The following is a 20,230-nucleotide window of genomic DNA, read 5'->3' on the forward strand; positions in this document are numbered from 1 at the left end:
CAGCTCTTTTTAAAATACGAAGGCATATATTTGTCAGACAATTGACAAATAGAAGGAGGAGTTTTATGTGATTAAATATATTTTGAAAAGGCTGATGTATATACTTCTCGCGCTTTTCGTCATCGTAACTGTTACGTTTTTCTTAATGCGTCTCGCTCCTGGTAGTCCTTTTGCGAGTGAACGTAATTTCCCCCCTCAAATCGAGGAGAAGTTAAACGAAACGTATGGATTAAATAACCCTTGGTATATACAATATAAAGATTATTTAATCGATACGGCCACTTTCAATTTCGGTGAGTCAATGAAATATAAAGCGCGTTCTACAAATGATATGATTTCTGAAAGTTTCCCTGTTTCTTTAACATTGGGAATTGAGGCTATGCTATTAGCAATTGGATTCGGTGTTTTAATTGGCGTAGTTTCCGCGCTATATCATAATAAGTTCCCGGATTATTTGGCAACGTCCTTTGCGGTGCTCGGTATATCAGTACCTTCATTTATCTTAGCAGGTTTAATGCAGTATTTCTTAGCCTTTAAGCTTGGTTGGTTCCCTATCAGTGGATGGAAAGGCTTTGTTTATAGTATATTACCAGCCTTTGCAATTGCGCTCTCTCACATGGGCTTTATTGCAAAGTTAACTCGTTCAAGTATGCTTGAACAAAACAATAGTGAATATGTAAAAATGGCTCGTGCGAAAGGTATTGGTAAATGGACAATCGTTTTCCGCCATACATTACGAAATGCCCTACTACCAGTCGTAACGTATATTGGTCCCTTAACAGCTGGGGTTGTTACAGGTAGTTTCATTGTAGAGCAAATTTTCGCTATTCCTGGACTTGGTAAACACTTCGTTCAAAGTATTACAAACCGTGACTATACGGTCATTATGGGTACGACAGTGTTCTATTCCATCATCCTTTTATTTGCGGTATTAATCGTTGATATTCTATATAGTGTGATTGATCCGCGTATTAAACTGAAAGGAGCGAAAAAATAATGACACAGCAACAAATTGAAAAAGATAAGTTTAAAATTGTTGGTGGTAATCATGAAGCAACGGAAAAATTAGCTGACAAATCAGTCTCCTTTTGGAAAGAAGTATTTCTCCGTTTCTCTCATAATAAAATGGCCATTGTTGGGATCATTATTTTAATTATTGTTATTTTAATGGCTATATTCGCACCAATGCTATCTCAATATAAAGCAAGTGATCAGCTAGGTGTTTACAATGCACCACCATCTGCACAATTTTGGTTTGGAACGGATGACCTTGGTCGTGATATTTTCGTTCGTATTTGGGAAGGAGCTCGTATCTCCCTATTTATCGGAATTGCTGCGGCGGTTATTGACTTAATTATCGGTGTTATTTGGGGAAGTATTTCAGGTTTATCAGGCGGTCGCGTTGATAATATTATGATGCGTATTGCTGACGTTTTAACAGCTGTCCCTTACCTTTTAGTAGTAATCGTACTTTTAGTTGTTATGCAACCAGGTTTATTCCCTATGATTATTGCCTTGTCTATCACTGGATGGATTAACATGGCACGTATCGTTCGTGGTGAAGTATTATCTATTAAAAATCAAGAATACGTTCTTGCTGCTCGCACATTAGGTGCAAGTACAGGACATTTAATTATTAAACACTTAGTGCCGAATGCTCTTGGTGCCATTTTAGTAACGATGACTTTAACAATTCCATCTGCTATCTTCACTGAGTCATTCCTAAGTTACCTTGGTCTTGGGGTTCCTGCTCCAACTGCTTCATGGGGTACAATGGCTTCCGACGGTAATAAAGCTATAGCAAATGCACCATGGCGCTTGATTTTCCCAGCAGTATTTATCTCACTAACAATCTTTGCGTTTAACGCTGTTGGTGACGGCTTACGTGATGCTCTAGATCCAAAACTACGTAAATAAGGAGGTGGCCGAAATGAGTAAAACAATTCTAGAAGTAAAAGATTTAAAAATTAACTTTAAAACTTATGCAGGGCTTGTTCATGCTGTACGTGGTGTTAACTTTGATTTAAAGGAAGGTGAAACACTAGCTATAGTTGGTGAATCAGGTTCTGGAAAAAGTGTTACGAGTAATGCGTTAATGAAACTAATTCCACAGCCACCTGGTATTTATGAGTCAGGGCAAATTTTATTTAATGGTCGTGATTTAGTTCCGTTAACTGATAAAGAAATGTCTAAAGTACGCGGAAATGAAATTGCAATGATTTTCCAAGATCCAATGACAAGTTTGAATCCAACTATGAAGGTCGGACGTCAAATAACTGAAGTAATTTTGCAACATAGAAAAGTTTCTAAAGTAGATGCAAAAAAACGTGCCATTGAGCTTTTAACACAGGTAGGTATCCCCTTCCCTGAGAAACGTTATAATCAATATCCACATGAATTTTCAGGTGGTATGCGTCAACGTGTTGTTATTGCGATCGCCCTTGCAGCTGATCCTAAGCTACTGATTGCCGATGAGCCAACAACAGCCCTAGACGTAACTATTCAAGCACAGATTTTAGAGCTAATGAAGGAAATCCAAAAGAACTCGAAAACATCTATCATTTTCATTACACACGATTTAGGTGTTGTAGCGAACATCGCAGATCGTGTAGCCGTAATGTACGCTGGACAAATTGTAGAATATGGTACTGTTAATGATATTTTCTATAATCCAAAGCACCCATACACATGGGGTCTACTAGGTTCTATGCCTGATTTGGATAATGATACAGATGAGTTATTACGCACGATTCCTGGATCACCACCAGATCTTACGAACCCACCTAAAGGGGATGCATTTGCAGCACGTAACGAGTTCGCAATGGCCATTGATTATGAACAAGAACCACCAATGTTCCAAGTAAGTGAAACACATTTTGCAAAAACTTGGTTATTGCATCCTGATGCACCAAAGATTCCTCTTCCTGAAGCGGTTGCTAAACGTATAGAAGGGTATTTAGCAAAGGAGGCACAAGAAAATGACTAAAACTGGTGCTAAAAAAATTCTTGAAATTAAAAACCTAAAGCAGCATTTTGGTTCACCAAGTAATCCAATCAAAGCCGTAGATGGTATTAGCTTCGATGTTTATGAAGGTGAAACACTTGGTCTTGTAGGTGAATCAGGTTGTGGAAAGTCAACAACTGGTCGTTCAATCATTCGATTATATGATATTACAGGTGGCGAGATTGTTTTCGATGGGGAAAATGTTCATGGAAAAAAATCTAAAAATGAGTTAAAGAATTTTAACCGCCAAATGCAAATGATCTTCCAAGATCCTTACGCTTCTTTAAATCCTCGTATGACAGCTGGTGAAATCATTGGTGAAGCCTTTGATATCCATGGCCTTTACAAGGATAAAAATGTACGTCGTGGGAAAATTCAAGAGTTACTTGAAGCTGTAGGTTTAAACAAAGAGCACGCGAATCGATACGCACATGAATTCTCTGGCGGTCAACGTCAACGTATTGGGATTGCCCGTGCACTAAGCTTAGATCCTAAGTTTATCATTGCCGATGAGCCAATCTCTGCGCTTGACGTATCGATCCAAGCTCAGGTTGTTAACTTACTAAAACAACTTCAAAAAGAACGTGGCTTAACATATCTGTTCATTGCCCATGACCTTTCGATGGTAAAATACATCAGTGATCGTATTGCTGTAATGTACCGCGGTAAAATCATGGAAATCGGTAAAGCAGATGACATTTACAATCATCCTGTTCACCCGTATACAAAATCTTTATTATCAGCAATCCCACTTCCTGATCCAATGTCTGAGAAACGTCGTCAACGTATTCCGTACAAGCATACGGAGGTTGACGAAAGTGCATCGTATCATGAAGTAGGCGACCAACACTATGTATATGGAACTGCTGATTTAGTTAAAACTTGGGTTAATAATCGATAAGACTCGAACTCCTGTCTACAGTTTTACTACTGTAGCGGGAGTTTTTTCTTTACATTTCTCCATTTTGTTCTATAACTAATAAGTTTGTACATAAATTTATATGTATGCAGCATTGAAAATATTACTTATATTTTATCAGGTTACATATTCCTGATATTAATAAAGAACGATAAAACAAATTAAAACTATTATTTCTTTCTTGTTTGGTTTTATTATGGATCTAGCCCGAATTCACCTTTTGCAGGCAGTGTCCGTCTCCTAAATGTGGCTAAAAGCTTTACTTAAAAGGCCTCAACCTATCAGCCAGCTTATTTGGCTGCCGTTTTACTTTACATGTTTTTTCCAACGTAATATACGTATCCCCTTTTTTATGAGATGTATTATTAAAAAAGCAGCTTTTCTTCTTTGTAGAAAAGCTGCTTTTTTGATTAATAATAAACTATTTAATAGGTTGATCAGCTAATAATTCAATTGTTTGAAGATTACTAGAAGTTCCATTATCATAAGATGCATTCCAGTTTTTTACGCGTTTATTAACAGGAATTATTTCTGTACGGAAGAAAGTTGGTACTACCATTGCTTTTTCACTCATATATTCTTGCCACTCTCTGAAAGCCTTTGTACGTGTATCTTGGTCCATAGCCTCTTCTGAGTCAATAGCGTCTAATAATTTTGTTAATTCAGGAGATACATAGCGGCTAAAGTTAAATTCAGCACCTTCACCATATAAACCTTTAGGAGATGGATTTGTTCCAGTTCCCCATGCAGCTTGATACATATCGATTTCTGGATCATCTGCTTGAACTTTATCGTAGAAAGCATTGAATTCAATAAGACGACCTGTTGTTAATTGCACGTCTAATCCCACTTCTTTCCAGTTCTGACGGAAGTATTCAACAATCGCTTCATCTGTTTCTGAACCAGCCATTGAAGCTAATCGAATAGAGAATTTTTTACCATCTTTATCTTCACGAATACCGTCACCATCTACATCTTTAAAGCCCGCTTTATCTAATAATTCTTTTGCTTTTTCAGGATCATAATTATAGCCTTCTAATGTTGCATCATAATAGGATGCAAATACTGGTGGAATTAAAGAATTTCCGCGCTCACGTAATCCTTGATAGAATTTTTCTGCAACACCTTCAACATCCATTGCAAACGCAACAGCCTGACGTAATTCAATACTATTCATTTTTGACTTTTCATCAAATACGTTTACTTTATTTGTTGTATCGTATTTTCCTAATTTAAAGCCGATATAAGAATATGATAATTCTGGACGACCTAATAATGCTATGTTTTGTAAATCCTTAATACTATCATACTGATTAGTTGGGTATGATGTAGCAATATCATATTTTCCAGTACGTAATGCTTCACCAATTGAAGTTGGTGGAACAACCTCAAGTACTACTTTATCCACTTTTGGCTTGCCTTTAAAATAATGTTCGTTTGCTACAAACTGTACAGACTCACCATTTACGACTTTATCAATTTTAAATGCACCAAGTGTTACTGGATTTTTACGTACTGCATCTGAAGCAAGTAAGTCTTTCACTGGAATAGATTCTAATTGATGTTTAGGCTCTGCATATGCCCATAAGCCATCACCAATGGAGTAAATAGCTGGTGATACTTTTTTAAGTTGGATTTTAATACTCTTATCATCAACTTTTGTAATACCAGAAATTGTATCCGCTTTACCATTATGGTATTCTTCTGCTCCTACAATGTTTTTAAAATCATCATCATAACGAACACCTGTATAATCTGGATGACCAATTAGCTCATATGGAAAAATTAGATCATCAGCTGTTAAAGGTGTACCATCTGACCATTTATAATCACCTTGAATTGTGACAGTTGCTGTTTTTGCTTCAGCATCAACGTCTAACTTTGCAATACCTTTGTCTGTAACAAGGAAGTTTCCATCTTGTTCAAAAAGCACATTAGACGCAAAGGCTAAAATTTCTGAATCATAAGCATCTTCGTATAGTTCCCAGTTGAAAATACCTTGGAACGGAGAGCTTGTTACAAGTCCTACGCGTAATGTACCACCTTGGATTGCGTCTCCTTCATTTGTTACTTCCATTGGTAATAATGAATCACTAGTACCTTCAGACTCGCCGGATTTTTCTGTTTCACCCGACTTTTCTTTGTTATCAGTTTCTGCGCCTTTTTCAGACCCATTGCCTCCACCACTGCAGGCTGCTAAAACTAGCATGAATGCAAATAAAATGGACAAGAATAACCAATTTTTCTTCATGTGTAAATCCTCCCCTTTATCCTAATCGTTGTTTTGCGTCAGCTGCACGTCTTAACGCTTGACCGACATAATTTATACCAAGCATCAAAACTAAAATTAATAATGATGCGGGCAACCAAATCCACCATTTTGAAGATAATACTACCGGATTTGTTGCATAGCTTACTAATGTCCCTAAGCTAGGTGTTGACGGCGGTAAACCAAAGCCTAAGAACGATAGACCCGTTTCAATACCAACATTCCCTGCAAAGTTTAACGTTAATTCTACTATTAGCAACGAGCTTAAATTTGGTAGTATCCCTTTAAACATAATGGCAAAATCACTAGTCCCCATTGTTTTCGAGGCACTCACATAATCTCTACGCCCTTCGGATAAAGCTTTACTTCGAACGAGGCGCGCAGTGCTTATCCATTGAAAGGCACTTAAAATCAAAATCAACTCAAAAACACCATATTTCGGAATAATTGTAACTAATACAATGATGATCATTAATGTCGGTAATGTCATAAGGAAATCAATGATACGCATAAATAAATTATCGATAAAGCCGCCGTAATAGCCCATTATAATGCCGAGGGCAATCCCTAAGGCATTCGCAATAAGCGTAATAGCAACTGCAATTAAAATAGAATTTTTCGCACCGATAATAAGCTGTCCATACATATCACGACCCGCTTCATCAGCCCCAAGAATATATCCATTAACACCAGGCTCTGTAAAACGCTCTAATAATTTTATTCGTAATATTTCATCCTGATTCATAAATGCGGACATAATTAATATTACAATTATAAGTAAAGTAATTCCAATAAATGACAATAATGCTAATTTATCTTTTCTGAATTCACGAATAACGACTTGAATCCCTGTTGGTGGCATATTTTCAACTTTTACTACATCATTTTTTTGCTCCATTTTATTCACCTCTCCTTATGCGTTCAATGTAACTGTTAGTCTATGCGGATACGTGGATCAACAATGCTCATAATTATATCTGACAATAGACTACCTAATAACGCCAAGAAGCCATAAAGCATAACAAGAGCTGTAATAACACTATAATCACGACTTGTTACGGAATGGATGAATAATTGCCCCATGCCCGGGAAGCCAAAAATTGTCTCTATGAAAATCGAGCCGCCTAATAAACCTGTAATTGTAAAGCCAAGGAAGGCCGCAATAGGTAATAAAGAGTTACGGAAAATATGTCTTCTGTAGATGATTTTCATTGGTACACCTTTACTACGTGCTGTCTTAACATAATCCTGTGTCTTGGCATCAATAATTTCTGAACGTAAGTATTGAATAATCGTCGTTGTCGCTAAAATGGCATACGTCATTGCAGGTAATATTAAATGATACAAGCGATTCCAATAATACTCGAGCGTTCCGGGTTCTATCCCTACATCGACTGTTCCACTCGTCGGAAACCACATTAAACGATATCCAAAGATATATAAGAAAATTAAGCCCAATACAAAAGTTGGTATTGCATAGCTTATAAAGCTATACAGAGTAATCGACTTATCATACAATGTATCCTGCTTACGTCCAGCTATCATTCCTAATGGAATAGCAATTAAATAAACAAGAATGGTGCTAAGTAGGGCAAGCCAAAAAGTGTTTAATGCACGCTCGCCAATCAATGAGGACACTGCAAGTTTATATGTATAGCTTTGTCCAAAATCTCCCTGAAAGGCATTGATCACCCAATGGTAATATTGTACATACCATGGATCATAATAACCCGCTTGAATTCTAAGTTCTTCAATACGTGCAGGGTCTGTTTCTGGTGTAATTAACCCTGTAAAAGGATCACCTGGCATTTGTTTCGCTAAGATAAAAATAATTAAGCTTAGCACAAACATTTGAGGAATCATTAAAACTATTCTTCTAGCAATTGTTTTCCACATTTCACATTCCTCCTGACATTGCAACCATATGTGTGTCTGAAATGGATTTCAGTGGATAGACTTTTCCATGCTCATCATAGTATTTATGTTGCTCTTGTTGATAATTTCCTTCTACCTGCTGTCGAATTAATTTACGCTCATTCCTAGTCTCTGGTTCGATATTTGGAATGGCTGATAAAAGGCGGTTCGTGTATATATGCTGCGGATTCTTATAAATATCATGTCTTGTACCAGTTTCCACAAAGCGTCCTTTGTACATAATCGAAATATGATCACACATATGTTTAACAACGCCTAAATCATGGGAAATGAATAAGTATGTAAGTCCATACTCATTTTGAATATCTTTCATGAAATTCAATACTTGTGCCTGTACTGATAGATCTAGCGCTGAAACAGGTTCGTCTGCAATAATCATTTTAGGGTTACAAGCAACCGCTCGCGCAATGCCCAGACGTTGCTTTTGGCCACCCGAAAATTCATGGGGATATTTTAGTAAAACATCTTCCGACATCCCAACAATAGCAAGTAGCTCTTTAATACGTTTGCGTTCCTCTTGATCACTGAGCTTCATAAAATTCCGAATAGGCTCTGCTAGAATATCGAGAACACGTTTTCTAGGATTCATACTAGAATGAGAGTCTTGGAAAATCATTTGTATGTCTCTGTTATAGGCAGAATCACGTTTTCTCTGTTGGTTTGTCACATTTTCACCCTCATAAAAAATTTGACCAGAGGTGATCTTTTCTAGACCTATGATTGCTTTTCCTGTTGTTGATTTACCTGATCCTGATTCTCCTACTAGCCCATACGTCTTGCCCTTTTCGAACTCCATTGTTACACCGTCCACTGCATATACGCGATCAACAACGGTATTAAAAAATCCTCCACGTATTGGGTAATGAACACTTAAATCTTTTATTTGCATAAAGCTCATACAGCCCCGCCCCCTTCTTCACCTTCGAAATGAAAGTGTTTCCAGCAGGTACATCTCACAAAATGTCCTGGTGCAATTTCATGTAATTGTGGTTTTGCTTCGTGTGAAGATGCATCAATCCACGGAATACGTCCTGAAAAACGACAACCTTCTCGAGGTAAATTGATTAAAGATGGTACCATCCCTTGAATAACCTCGAGTCTTTCATTTTCGCTATGTGTTTGTGGAATTGAATTTAATAGTGAACGCGTGTAAGGGTGCCTTGGATTATTGAATAATTCCTGAACCGGTGCCTCCTCCACTACTTCACCTGCATACATAACTACAACACGATCAGCCATCTCTGCTACAACGCCTAAATCATGCGTAATGAGAATAATGCCTGTCTCTGTCTCAGTCTGTAATGCTTTTAACAGGTCCAAAATTTGGGCCTGAATGGTAACATCTAATGCTGTTGTTGGTTCATCAGCAATTAATATAGCTGGCTTACATGATAGGGCAATCGCAATCATGACACGCTGACGCATCCCCCCCGATAGCTGATGAGGAAATTGTCTAGCTACGCGTTCTGGATTTGCAATTCCAACTTGATTGAGTAGTTCTAATACTCTTTCACTTCGCTGTTGTTTTGAAAGCTTTGTATGATAGATTAACCCTTCTTCAATTTGTTCGCTTATTCTCATTAAAGGGTTAAGTGCTGATAGTGGGTCCTGAAAAATAAACCCAATGTCATTACCACGTAAGTTATTAAATTGTTGGTCATTCAATTTTGCTAAATTTTGATTATTATAAAAGATATCACCAGTAACCTTTGTATTAACCTCATTGTGCAAACCTACAATAGTAGTCGCTAACGTACTTTTACCACAACCTGATTCTCCAACTATTGCTAATACCTCATTTTTTTGAAGCGAAAGTGAGACATCATCTACAGCAGCGTGGTATGTATCTTTTATGCGAAAACTTGTAGTCAAATTTGTTATTGTTAGTAAGTCTTTTGCTGTATTCAAACAATCTCTCCTCTATAATTCAATATTCTGAAAATACAAACGATACTTTATATCAGAATCATATTTAGTTTTTCTCTCTTCTCCCCTCATTTTTATATTGGCAAGTATGATTTTAATAATTTTTTCGCCTTCAACTCGTCAGTTGCTGATAGAATTATCTGAAAATTAAACTGTGCTATTATTTTAGCTAGAAAACATGTATAAACGCAAGTCCCTTTTTCAAATTATTTCAATCCAGCTTATAAATTTCCACCAGACATCTCCCTCTAAAAAATGCTCGTTTTATATTTTCGTTTTAAGAAATATTTTACTTTATCTTTACAAAGTTATAATTTATACAAAAATAAATTATTCAAATATAACAAAAAAATTCATACCACAAATTTACTTTTACAAATAAAACACAGTTAAACTCAAATAAATGAGTGTTTTATAGCAAAAAATAACAAATTAACTTTTATAGAAAAATTATATTTCACACATTTTTATTTTCAATGAATAATTTTGGACGTTGAAGTGCTAATATTTCAAATTACTTTAAGAAAACAATTTAAAGCTTTTAGTTTATAGCTATCTACCATACTTCTTAATTATTCCTAATTGCCGAATTTTTCTTTAATATTCAATATAGAAATACTATTTAGAATATTTTAAAAGGAAATTACATGATTTTATGTTAAAATTTCCAATGACAAAGTTTTATTATATTATTTTTCATTTCAACATAAGGAAAGGTTGGCTGTCATGGCAAAAATTAATGATGCATGGTTTACTGTAGAGGAAATCAATAATGAAACGTATGCTATAAGTGAATATGGTCATTGGGAAAAGGTGCATTCCTTTTTATTGCTTGGGGAGAAACAAGCTGTTCTTATTGATACAGGTCTTGGGATTGATAATATTCAAAGGATTAGTAAACAATTAACCTCTTTGCCCATTTCTGTGATTACAACACATGTTCATTGGGATCATATTGGCAGTCACGGAGCGTTTGATGATATTTATGTTCATAAAGATGAAGTTGATTGGCTAATCCATGGTATCCCTAAATTATCTATCGAACAGATTAGAACGGATGTTGGCCGTAATATTACGATACCTACACCTAAAACGTTTAATCCTTCGGACTACAAGCCTTTTCAGGGACAGCCTTCTGGTGTTTTAGAAGATGGTGATATTATAGATATAGGGAACCGAAAATTATCTATACTCCACACACCAGGGCATTCTCCTGGCCATATTGCTCTTTTGGATCATAAATATGGCTATTTGTTTACTGGGGACTTACTATATGATCAAGCACCTATTTATGCATTTTTTCCAACTACTAGCCCCGAGGATTTAGTCCAATCTTTAGAAAAAATAGCTAACTTATCTTCGCTTACGAAAATTTTCGGTTCTCATCACACATTAGGTCTTGACCCTTCTATCTTATTAGAGGTAAAAAAGGCAGTTATTACACTTCGAAAAAATAATCTAGTACATTTTGGGACAGGTATACATCGTTTTAATGGCTTTAGTATTCAATTTTAAATAACCTCTCCCTATTTAAATAGGAAGAAAAAAGCTGTTCTACAGGTCAAATAACCAGTAGAACAGCTTTTTATTATAGCTCTCCTGCCTTTAATTTCGCATGCCACTCTTTTAAGAATGGAATATCTTCTTCTCTAATAGCACCTGATTCATTTGCTGCCTCAATCAGATAATCGAAATTAGTTAAGGAGACATATTGGATGCCAGCTTCATCAAATGCTTGTTCAGCTCGTGGAAGATTATATGTGTAGACACAAACAACTCCTAGTACTTCACAGCCTGCTGCACGCAATGCTTCAACTGCTGTAATGGAAGAACCACCAGTAGAAACGATATCCTCCACCACAACTACTTTTTGGCCCGCTGCGTATTTTCCTTCAATTTGATTGCCACGGCCATGTTCTTTCGCTTTAGAGCGTACATAGACCATTGGTAATTCTAAAATATCACTTACCCATGCTGCATGTGGGATACCTGCTGTTGCTGTACCAGCTACTATTTCAGTCGCTCCAAAATGCTCTTTAATTACAGCTGCTAAGCCAGTCGCAAGTTGTTTACGAATAACAGGGTCAGAGATTGTTAAACGTGTATCACAGTAAATAGGTGATTTTATACCAGATGCCCATGTAAATAATTCTGTTGGATTTAATTCTACAGCACCCACCTTTAGCATAGCGTGTGCAATTTCATTCTGTAATGTCATCATTTATGCCTCCCATAATTCACTTACGATTTTATATGCCGCTACTGGATCCTGTGCACCTGTTACAGCACGTCCAACAACGATGAGTGACGAACCTTCACGTTTTGCTCCATCCGGTGTGGCAATACGTTTTTGATCGTGTGCAGCGCCACCGGCTAGACGAATTCCTGGTGTTACCCGAAGAAAATCCTCTCCACACACTTCAGCTATTGCCTTAGCCTCATGTACCGAACAAACGACACCCTGTAAGGCAGCTTGTTTTGTTAGACGTGCATAATGTAGAACAGACTCCTGTAAGGATAAAGCAATTCTTTGCTCCGTCTGCATTTGCTCCTCTGTTGTGGATGTTAATTGTGTTACAGCAATTAATGCTGGACGTTCTTTGCCTACAGGTGTTCCTGCTTCTAGACCCTCTAGGGCAGCCTCCATCATTGGACGTCCACCTGCCGCATGGACATTTACTAAATTCACTCCTAGTTTGGCTAAGCCCTTCATAGCAGAGCCTACTGTATTCGGGATATCATGTAGTTTTAAATCAAGGAAAACATCATGACCTAACTCTTTTACTTTGCGTACAATATCAGGCCCTTCTTGCATATATAATTCCATTCCAATTTTCACGAAAAGAGGCTCATGGAAGTGCTTTAAGAAATCGAATACTTCTTTTTCTCCTGGAAAATCTAATGCTAGTATAGGCTTAGTATTCATCAACGATGGCTCCTTCCAATAATATCTGTTATATGTTCTACCTCAAGTGCGTCAAGTTTTGCTGGTAAATCATCAATAATATTTGGGCAAACGAAGTGGTCCACAAAATTTGCAGTTCCTATTGCCACAGCTGAAGCACCTGCCGACATAAAATCAATGACATCCTGTGCTTCTGTCACACCACCCATGCCAATTATCGGAATATTAACAGCCTTGTACACCTCATAAACCATTCGGATGGCAATGGGCTTTACAGCAGGACCCGATAAACCACCTGTGCCATTTGCGATGACTGGTTTCCCTGTCCGCTCATCTAAACGCATACCTACTAAAGTGTTAATCATTGTTATGCCATCCGCGCCACCCGCTTCGACAGCTAAAGCAATGTCTACGATATTTGTTACATTCGGTGATAGCTTCACATAAACAGGAACAGTGGATACAGCTTTAACCGCCTTGACAAGCTCACGTGCTGTGTCTGGATCTGTCCCAAATTGAATGCCACCACATTTAACATTTGGACATGAAATATTCAGCTCCAAAGCTTGGACATTAGGTGCTGCTGAAATACGTCTCGCTACTTCTACATAATCTGCAGTCTCTGTTCCAGCCACATTGGCGATAATTGGTACATCATAGCCCTCTAAAAATTTCAATTCCTCATTCATCACTTTTTCAATGCCAGGATTTTGTAGCCCAATTGCATTTAACATCCCTGCTGCTGTTTCAGCCACACGCGGCGTTGGATTACCTGCACGAGTTTCAACTGTTGTTGCTTTAATCATTATTGCCCCTAGCTTGGATAGATCGTAAAGCTGTGCATATTCACGTCCAAAACCAAAGCAACCGGAAGCAGGCATAATAGGGTTTTTTAAATCTAAACCTGGTAATTGAATGTTTAAACGACTCATAATGCCACCGTACCTTTCGGGAAAACTGGACCATCAGAGCATACTTTGACATAGTCTTTTGCTATTTGATCGGTTGTTTTGCAGACACATGCAAAACAAGCACCAATACCACAGCCCATACGCTCTTCAAATGATAAATAACCTTCTTTTTCTGGATAGAAGCCTTCAAGTGCTTTTAACATTGGGAGAGGACCGCAAGAATAAAAGACATCAAATTCAGGTGCTCGAGACTCTAACACATTTGTCACAAAGCCTTTGGTTCCTTTAGAGCCGTCAACCGTTACATAATGCGTTTCCCCAAGGGCGCTGAATTCCTCTTCATAGAAGCATACATCTTCCGTTTGAAAGCCAAGCACATGTATTGTTTTAACACCACGTGCGTTTAATTGCTTGGAAAGCTCATGTAGTGGAGGCACTCCGATTCCCCCTCCGACTAGTAGAGCTGTTCCTCCCTCTTTTACTGCATCTACTGGGAAACCATTTCCAATTGGTCCGAGGACATTGACCTGTTGACCTTCACGATTTGTTGCTAATACTTTGGTACCACGACCCTCAGCACGATAAATCATTGTAAATTCATTGTTATCTTTATCTATATTTGCAATACTAATTGGTCGACGTAAAAGCGGCTCCAACGAATCCGACACCTTTACATGGACAAACTGGCCAGGAGTCATATCCTGAACCAGTTCACCATGAAGTGTCAGTTCGAAAATGTTTGTCGCAATTTGCTTTTGGGAGACGACCCTCATTTTCTCTTGACGTATCATATTAGTGTACTACCTCCGCTTTTGGCATTTCTTCTGCTGTAAATGTCATAGATTCAATGACACGTACCATTGCTTCTGCCGTATCTAAAGATGTGAGACAAGGTACGCCATTTTCTACAGACTCACGACGAATTCGGAAACCATCTCGAGCTGGTTGCTTACCTTTTGTTAATGTATTAACGACAAGCTGAGCTTCGCCATTTTGGATTAAATCAATCAGTGTTTGTCCCTTCGCACCAATCTTGCCAACAACATCCGTGCGCACTCCAGCAGCTTCAAATGCTTTTGCTGTTCCCTCAGTAGCTACAATGCGATAGCCTACTGTTGAGAAACGTTTTGCTAATGCGATTGCTTCTTCTTTATCCTTATCAGATACCGTAAACAATACTGTTCCTTCTGTGCGAATTTCCATTCCTGCTGCAACTAAGCCTTTGTAAAGTGCTTTTTCTAATGTTGCATCTTTGCCCATTACTTCCCCAGTAGATTTCATTTCAGGGCCTAATGTTATATCTACACGGCGTAGTTTGGCAAATGAGAACACTGGTACTTTCACAAATACACCTTTTTGCTCAGGGGCTAATCCTGTTGGATAGCCCTGCTCGACAATCGATTTCCCTAGAATTGCTTTCGTTGCAATATTAGCCATAGGGATATTTGTAATTTTACTTAAGAATGGTACTGTACGTGATGAACGTGGGTTCACCTCAATGACATATACCTCACCTTGGGAAATTACGTATTGAATGTTCATTAAGCCTACGATTCCAAGACCTTTTGCAAGACGTGTTGTATAATCTACTAATGTATCTTTTTGATACTGTGTTAATTTCTGTGGTGGGTAAACTGATATAGAGTCACCAGAGTGAACCCCTGCGCGCTCAATATGCTCCATAATACCTGGGATTAATACATGTTCTCCATCACAGATAGCATCTACTTCAATTTCCTGCCCTGTTAGATAACGGTCCACTAATACCGGATGATCTGGAGATGCTTCCACTGCGTTCTCCATATAGTGCTGTAATTCTTCTTGGTTGTAAACAATTTCCATTGCACGTCCACCTAGAACATAGGAAGGACGGACAAGTACCGGGAAGCCCAGACGCTCACCAATGGCAAGTGCTTCAACTGTAGAAACCGCTGTTTCACCCTGTGGCTGTGGAATGTTTAAGTCACGTAAAGCATGTTCGAATTTATCGCGGTTTTCTGCACGGTCGATATCCTCTAGAGAAGTTCCTAGGATTTTCACACCATTTGCAGCTAACTTATCGGCAAGGTTAATCGCAGTTTGACCACCGAATTGAACAACAACTCCAATTGGCTGTTCTAAGTCGATAATATGCATAACATCCTCGATTGTTAATGGCTCGAAGTATAATTTATCGGAAATTGAGAAGTCCGTAGACACTGTTTCTGGATTTGAGTTGATAATGATAGCTTCATAGCCTGCCTCTTGAATGGCCCATACTGAATGGACGGTAGCATAGTCGAATTCTACCCCCTGTCCAATGCGGATAGGTCCTGAACCTAGTACTACTACAGAAGGTTTTTCTGACTTAATGGATTCGTTTTCTTCCTCATATGTGCCGTAGAAGTAAGGTGTTTCAGATTCAAACTCTGCTGCACATGTATCAACCATTTTATAGACAGGAATAATACCTTGCTCTTTACGATATGCGTAGATGGCTGCTTCAGTCGTGTCCCAAAGCTCAGCAATTTTCTTATCTGCAAAGCCTAAACGTTTTGCTGTACGAAGCACTTCTTTATCATTTTTATGGTCAGCTAGCGTTTGTTCCATATCTACAATGTTTTTAAATTTGTTTAAGAAGAATAAGTCAATAGCTGACCATTCATGGATTTGTTCAATTGTCACACCACGGCGTAATGCTTCACCGATGAAGAATAAACGCTCATCCCCAGCCTTGCGGATACGTTTTTCAATCCAAGAATCCGAGTTGTCTTCAGCGTGCTTTAGCTCTAAGTGTACTTGACCTGTTTCAAGTGAACGAACCGCCTTTAACATGGCTTCCTCGAATGTACGGCCTAGTGCCATCACTTCACCAGTAGCTTTCATTTGCGTGCCAAGATTACGCTTTGCTGATTCGAATTTGTCGAATGGCCAGCGTGGGATTTTAGCGACAATATAGTCAAGAGCTGGCTCAAAGCAAGCATAGGTTGATCCTGTTACAGGGTTTTTAATTTCATCTAATGTTAAACCAACTGCAATTTTTGCTGCTAGCTTAGCAATTGGATAGCCTGTTGCTTTAGAAGCTAGCGCAGAAGAACGTGATACACGCGGATTTACTTCAATTACATAGTAGTTGAAGCTATATGGATCAAGTGCTAGTTGGACGTTACAGCCACCTTCAATTTTTAACGCACGAATAATATCTAATGAAATATTACGTAGCATTTGATTTTCACGATCCGAGAGAGTTTGAGTCGGTGCTACTACAATCGAATCCCCCGTGTGAATTCCTACTGGGTCAACATTTTCCATGTTACATACTACAATGGCATTGTCCACTGCATCGCGCATTACTTCATATTCTATCTCTTTATAGCCTGCAATAGATTTTTCTAGTAAACATTGTGTTACTGGTGAATATTTAAGACCGGATGTTACGATTTCCTCTAAATCCTGATCATTGTAGCAAATGCCGCCTCCTGTACCACCAAGCGTAAAGGCTGGACGAACAATAACAGGGTAACCAATTTTGACTACAAATCTTTTCGCTTCGTCTAAGGAATGAATAATATCAGACTCAGGTACTGGAGCACCTAATTCGTACATTAAGTTACGGAATAAATCTCGGTCCTCTGCTTTATGAATAGCATCTAGTTTTGTACCAAGGATTTCTATACCCAGCTCATCTAGAATGCCTGATTTATCTAATTCAATCGCCATGTTAAGACCAGTTTGACCACCAAGTGTTGGCAAAATAGCATCTGGGCGTTCTTTACGTAAAATACGAGATACAAAATCAAGAGAAATCGGTTCGATATAAACTTTGTCCGCAATTTCTGTATCTGTCATAATTGTGGCAGGGTTTGAGTTAATTAAGATAACACGGTAGCCCTCTTCTTTTAATGACAAACAAGCTTGTGTTCCTGCGTAGTCAAATTCTGCTGCTTGCCCGATGACGATTGGGCCTGAGCCGATTACTAAAATTGTTTCAATATCTGTACGTTTAGGCATGTTGTTTCCCCTTCCCTGCTTCTACTTCCATCATTTCAATGAATTCATCAAATAAGTGGTTTGAATCTTCTGGTCCTGGTGATGCTTCTGGATGGTATTGTACTGTAAAAATTGGATATTTTTTATGACGTACCCCTTCACACGTACCATCATTTAAGGCGATATGTGTTAATTCTAGATCAGTATCTTGTAATGATTCGATATCAATAGCGTAGCCGTGATTTTGAGATGTTAAATCTGTACGACCTGTGCGTAAATCTTTTACTGGATGATTGCCACCACGGTGTCCAAACGGTAGTTTAAAGGCTTTCGCTCCACTTGCTAAGGAAAAGATTTGATGACCTAAGCAAATCCCGAACATTGGCACTTTTCCAATTAAGTTACGTACTGTTTCTATTCCCTCTTGGACATCTTCTGGATTCCCTGGTCCGTTTGAGAGCATAATGCCATCTGGATGCCAAGCTAAAATTTGTTCAGCTGATGTATTGTAAGGAACTACTAGTACATCACAATCACGTTTATTTAATTCTCGAAGGATGCCATGTTTCATACCGTAGTCAATTAAGACCACTCGTTTACCTCGACCAGGTGATGGATAGGCTGCTTTTGGCGATACTTCACGTACATGGTGTGTTATAGCTGGTGTCGCTTGCAGTTGCGTCACAACTTCACTCACATTTACCTCTTCATTGGCCGCTGTTAAAATCGCCTTTACTGATCCTTTACTACGAATAATACGTGTTAATTTACGCGTATCAATCCCCTCTATACCCGGGATATCTTTTGATGTTAAATACTCATCTAACGTTAAATCACAACGGAAGTTAGAAGGCGTTTTAGCAAGTTCGCGTACAACAAATCCACGTATAGCTGGCGTAATGGATTCAAAATCATCTCGGTTAATGCCGTAGTTTCCTACCATTGGATACGTCAATGTAACAATTTGACCATAGAACGAAGGGTCTGAAATAGTTTCTTGATATCCCGTCATACCTGTCGTAAATACAACCTCACCTTGTGAAGCGCGATCACTCCCAAATGCTGTACCTGTAAATACTGTGCCATCCTCTAAAACTAGTAAACGTTTTTTCATTACTCTGCCTCCTGATATACGATATTTCCTTCAAAAATTGTTAGGACCGGCCAACCTTTTGCAACCCAACCGTTAAATGGTGTATTACGTCCTTTTGATACAAAGCCTTCTGCATCAATTGTTTGTTCTTTTTGAATATCTATTAAAATCATATCCGCTGAAGCACCCACTGCTAATGTGCCATAGGGTAGATCAAAAATTTCAGCTGCCTTCACTGACATCCAGTCTATTAATTGTTTTAAAGTCCATTTCCCTGTTTCAACAAATTGTGTATATAGTAGTGGGAAAGCTGTTTCGAAACCTACAATACCAAACGGTGCCCCCACCATACCACAGCATTTTTCTTCCACTGTATGTGGTGCATGGTCTGTTGCAATACAATCGATAGTTCCATCTAGTAGTGCTGCATGCAGTGAATCTTTGTCATCAGCCCCACGCAATGGTGGATTCATTTTCCAGTTTGCATCATCGGATGGAATATCCATTTCTTCGAGTAATAAATGATGCGGACAAACCTCTGCTGTTACACGAATTCCGGCTGCCTTTGCATCTCTTACCGCACGAACGGATTCTTTTGTTGATACGTGACAAACATGGTAGCGTGCACCTGCAGCCTCAGCAAGCAGTACATCTCGTGCAATTTGAACGGATTCGCAAATGGATGGAATCCCCGGAAGATCAAGCTCCTTATTACGCTTTCCTTCATGCATAACCCCATCATAAATTAATGAATTATCCTCGCAATGGGCCACAACTACCATGTCGTGCTTGGCAGCATCCTTCATTTGCTCGTACATGGTTGAAGCAAGCTGAATTCCTACACCATCATCTGAGAACGCTACAGCTCCATATGCTTTTAACTCCTCCACATTTGTTCGAACTTCCCCAGAAATATCCTTTGTTAGTGAACCGTATGGAAGTACTCGAATCACAGCACTTTCTTTAATCAGCCCATTAATAAGCTGCATGTTTTCCACTGAATCTGGTACCGGCTTCGTATTTGGCATGGCACAAATTGTCGTAAAGCCACCCTTTGCTGCAGAGGCAGACCCTGTCGCTATTGTTTCTTTATGTTCAAAGCCTGGCTCTCGTAAATGTGTATGCACATCGACAAACCCTGGTGCTACAATCAAGCCATTTCCTTCAATGACCTCTGCATCTACTACCGTTACCTCTTGGCCAATTGCTGTAATTTTTCCATCTGCCATGGCGATATTGACTGTTTGCAGCTCACCTTGTTCATTTAACATTTGTACATTTCGAAGTACTTTTTTCATG

At 38.5% G+C, this 20,230-nt stretch carries 17 protein-coding genes; 5 read left to right on the forward strand and 12 right to left on the reverse strand.

Annotated features, from left to right (window positions below):
• Window positions 1–67: 67 nt before the first annotated feature.
• Genes ACP3VS_RS01695 through ACP3VS_RS01710 form a run of 4 tightly spaced genes read left to right on the forward strand, consistent with a single transcriptional unit; the run spans window position 68 to window position 3,905 of the window.
• Window positions 68–997, forward strand: coding sequence for an ABC transporter permease (locus ACP3VS_RS01695; protein ID WP_031418948.1), 930 nt, complete (start codon window positions 68–70; stop codon window positions 995–997).
• The gene (locus ACP3VS_RS01700; protein ID WP_012293199.1) at window positions 997–1,917 is read left to right on the forward strand and encodes an ABC transporter permease; all 921 of its coding nucleotides are present in this window, start codon (window positions 997–999) and stop codon (window positions 1,915–1,917) included. The genes ACP3VS_RS01695 and ACP3VS_RS01700 overlap by 1 nt, the downstream gene beginning before the upstream one ends.
• A 13-nt stretch (window positions 1,918–1,930) precedes the next feature.
• Window positions 1,931–2,986, forward strand: a complete 1,056-nt coding sequence (locus ACP3VS_RS01705) for an ABC transporter ATP-binding protein (protein ID WP_025113882.1) — start codon at window positions 1,931–1,933, stop codon at window positions 2,984–2,986.
• The gene (locus tag ACP3VS_RS01710; RefSeq protein WP_012293197.1) at window positions 2,979–3,905 is read left to right on the forward strand and encodes an ABC transporter ATP-binding protein; all 927 of its coding nucleotides are present in this window, start codon (window positions 2,979–2,981) and stop codon (window positions 3,903–3,905) included. The genes ACP3VS_RS01705 and ACP3VS_RS01710 overlap by 8 nt, the downstream gene beginning before the upstream one ends.
• Before the next feature lie 439 nt (window positions 3,906–4,344).
• Here the strand turns inward: ACP3VS_RS01710 and ACP3VS_RS01715 are convergent, their stop codons facing one another.
• Genes ACP3VS_RS01715 through ACP3VS_RS01735 form a run of 5 tightly spaced genes read right to left on the reverse strand, consistent with a single transcriptional unit; the run spans window position 4,345 to window position 10,035 of the window.
• Complete coding sequence (locus ACP3VS_RS01715) at window positions 4,345–6,174, reverse strand: oligopeptide ABC transporter substrate-binding protein (protein WP_031418944.1); 1,830 nt, start codon at window positions 6,172–6,174, stop codon at window positions 4,345–4,347.
• A gap of 16 nt (window positions 6,175–6,190) precedes the next feature.
• Window positions 6,191–7,090: an ABC transporter permease gene (locus ACP3VS_RS01720; RefSeq protein ID WP_036167386.1), complete on the reverse strand. Its 900-nt coding sequence runs from the start codon at window positions 7,088–7,090 to the stop codon at window positions 6,191–6,193.
• 35 nt (window positions 7,091–7,125) lie between these two features.
• Complete coding sequence (gene opp4B / locus ACP3VS_RS01725) at window positions 7,126–8,088, reverse strand: oligopeptide ABC transporter permease (protein ID WP_031418940.1); 963 nt, start codon at window positions 8,086–8,088, stop codon at window positions 7,126–7,128.
• Window position 8,089: 1 nt separating this feature from the next.
• Entirely contained in the window at window positions 8,090–9,025 is a 936-nt protein-coding gene (locus ACP3VS_RS01730) for an ATP-binding cassette domain-containing protein (RefSeq protein ID WP_012293193.1), read from the reverse strand.
• Entirely contained in the window at window positions 9,022–10,035 is a 1,014-nt protein-coding gene (locus ACP3VS_RS01735) for an ABC transporter ATP-binding protein (RefSeq protein WP_197223839.1), read from the reverse strand. The genes ACP3VS_RS01730 and ACP3VS_RS01735 overlap by 4 nt, the downstream gene beginning before the upstream one ends.
• A 744-nt stretch (window positions 10,036–10,779) precedes the next feature.
• Between ACP3VS_RS01735 and ACP3VS_RS01740 the strand changes: the two genes are divergently transcribed.
• Complete coding sequence (locus ACP3VS_RS01740; RefSeq protein WP_012293191.1) at window positions 10,780–11,568, forward strand: MBL fold metallo-hydrolase; 789 nt, start codon at window positions 10,780–10,782, stop codon at window positions 11,566–11,568.
• 73 nt (window positions 11,569–11,641) lie between these two features.
• On the opposite strand, the gene pyrE is transcribed toward ACP3VS_RS01740, so the two are convergent.
• The 7 genes from pyrE to ACP3VS_RS01775 are packed head-to-tail and all read right to left on the reverse strand — an operon-like array spanning window position 11,642 to window position 20,229.
• Window positions 11,642–12,271 carry an orotate phosphoribosyltransferase gene (gene pyrE / locus ACP3VS_RS01745; protein ID WP_031418938.1) on the reverse strand — a complete coding sequence of 210 codons (630 nt, stop codon included), beginning with the start codon at window positions 12,269–12,271 and terminating at the stop codon, window positions 11,642–11,644.
• 3 nt (window positions 12,272–12,274) lie between these two features.
• On the reverse strand, window positions 12,275–12,979 hold the full coding sequence (pyrF, locus tag ACP3VS_RS01750) for an orotidine-5'-phosphate decarboxylase (protein WP_036167383.1): 705 nt from the start codon (window positions 12,977–12,979) through the stop codon (window positions 12,275–12,277).
• On the reverse strand, window positions 12,979–13,890 hold the full coding sequence (locus tag ACP3VS_RS01755; protein WP_031418936.1) for a dihydroorotate dehydrogenase: 912 nt from the start codon (window positions 13,888–13,890) through the stop codon (window positions 12,979–12,981). Before ACP3VS_RS01755 ends, pyrF begins: the two co-directional genes overlap by 1 nt.
• Window positions 13,887–14,660, reverse strand: coding sequence for a dihydroorotate dehydrogenase electron transfer subunit (locus ACP3VS_RS01760; protein WP_012293188.1), 774 nt, complete (start codon window positions 14,658–14,660; stop codon window positions 13,887–13,889). The genes ACP3VS_RS01755 and ACP3VS_RS01760 overlap by 4 nt, the downstream gene beginning before the upstream one ends.
• Window position 14,661: 1 nt before the next feature.
• On the reverse strand, window positions 14,662–17,859 hold the full coding sequence (carB, locus tag ACP3VS_RS01765) for a carbamoyl-phosphate synthase large subunit (RefSeq protein ID WP_426388324.1): 3,198 nt from the start codon (window positions 17,857–17,859) through the stop codon (window positions 14,662–14,664).
• Window positions 17,852–18,952, reverse strand: a complete 1,101-nt coding sequence (locus ACP3VS_RS01770; protein ID WP_012293186.1) for a carbamoyl phosphate synthase small subunit — start codon at window positions 18,950–18,952, stop codon at window positions 17,852–17,854. The genes carB and ACP3VS_RS01770 overlap by 8 nt, the downstream gene beginning before the upstream one ends.
• Window positions 18,952–20,229 (reverse strand): dihydroorotase, encoded by a 1,278-nt coding sequence (locus ACP3VS_RS01775; RefSeq protein ID WP_099805040.1) that lies wholly within the window; start codon window positions 20,227–20,229, stop codon window positions 18,952–18,954. The genes ACP3VS_RS01770 and ACP3VS_RS01775 overlap by 1 nt, the downstream gene beginning before the upstream one ends.
• Window position 20,230: the final 1 nt, after the last annotated feature.

The sequence above is a fragment of the Lysinibacillus sp. VIII_CA genome, from assembly GCF_049943995.1.
Classification (GTDB): Bacteria; Bacillota; Bacilli; order Bacillales_A; family Planococcaceae; genus Lysinibacillus; species Lysinibacillus pinottii.

What these genes read in the sequence shown, in the direction of transcription:
- ACP3VS_RS01770 (WP_012293186.1), bottom strand. Translation starts at nt 18,952, where the DNA reads ATGAAAAAACGTTTACTAGTTTTAGAGGATGGCACAGTATTTACAGGT.
- ACP3VS_RS01760 (WP_012293188.1), bottom strand. Translation starts at nt 14,660, where the DNA reads ATGATACGTCAAGAGAAAATGAGGGTCGTCTCCCAAAAGCAAATTGCG.
- ACP3VS_RS01700 (WP_012293199.1), top strand. Translation starts at nt 997, where the DNA reads ATGACACAGCAACAAATTGAAAAAGATAAGTTTAAAATTGTTGGTGGT.
- ACP3VS_RS01715 (WP_031418944.1), bottom strand. Translation starts at nt 6,174, where the DNA reads ATGAAGAAAAATTGGTTATTCTTGTCCATTTTATTTGCATTCATGCTA.
- ACP3VS_RS01775 (WP_099805040.1), bottom strand. Translation starts at nt 20,229, where the DNA reads ATGAAAAAAGTACTTCGAAATGTACAAATGTTAAATGAACAAGGTGAG.
- pyrF (WP_036167383.1), bottom strand. Translation starts at nt 12,979, where the DNA reads ATGAATACTAAGCCTATACTAGCATTAGATTTTCCAGGAGAAAAAGAA.
- ACP3VS_RS01730 (WP_012293193.1), bottom strand. Translation starts at nt 9,025, where the DNA reads ATGAGCTTTATGCAAATAAAAGATTTAAGTGTTCATTACCCAATACGT.
- carB (WP_426388324.1), bottom strand. Translation starts at nt 17,859, where the DNA reads ATGCCTAAACGTACAGATATTGAAACAATTTTAGTAATCGGCTCAGGC.
- pyrE (WP_031418938.1), bottom strand. Translation starts at nt 12,271, where the DNA reads ATGACATTACAGAATGAAATTGCACACGCTATGCTAAAGGTGGGTGCT.
- opp4B (WP_031418940.1), bottom strand. Translation starts at nt 8,088, where the DNA reads ATGTGGAAAACAATTGCTAGAAGAATAGTTTTAATGATTCCTCAAATG.
- ACP3VS_RS01720 (WP_036167386.1), bottom strand. Translation starts at nt 7,090, where the DNA reads ATGGAGCAAAAAAATGATGTAGTAAAAGTTGAAAATATGCCACCAACA.
- ACP3VS_RS01710 (WP_012293197.1), top strand. Translation starts at nt 2,979, where the DNA reads ATGACTAAAACTGGTGCTAAAAAAATTCTTGAAATTAAAAACCTAAAG.
- ACP3VS_RS01755 (WP_031418936.1), bottom strand. Translation starts at nt 13,890, where the DNA reads ATGAGTCGTTTAAACATTCAATTACCAGGTTTAGATTTAAAAAACCCT.
- ACP3VS_RS01705 (WP_025113882.1), top strand. Translation starts at nt 1,931, where the DNA reads ATGAGTAAAACAATTCTAGAAGTAAAAGATTTAAAAATTAACTTTAAA.
- ACP3VS_RS01740 (WP_012293191.1), top strand. Translation starts at nt 10,780, where the DNA reads ATGGCAAAAATTAATGATGCATGGTTTACTGTAGAGGAAATCAATAAT.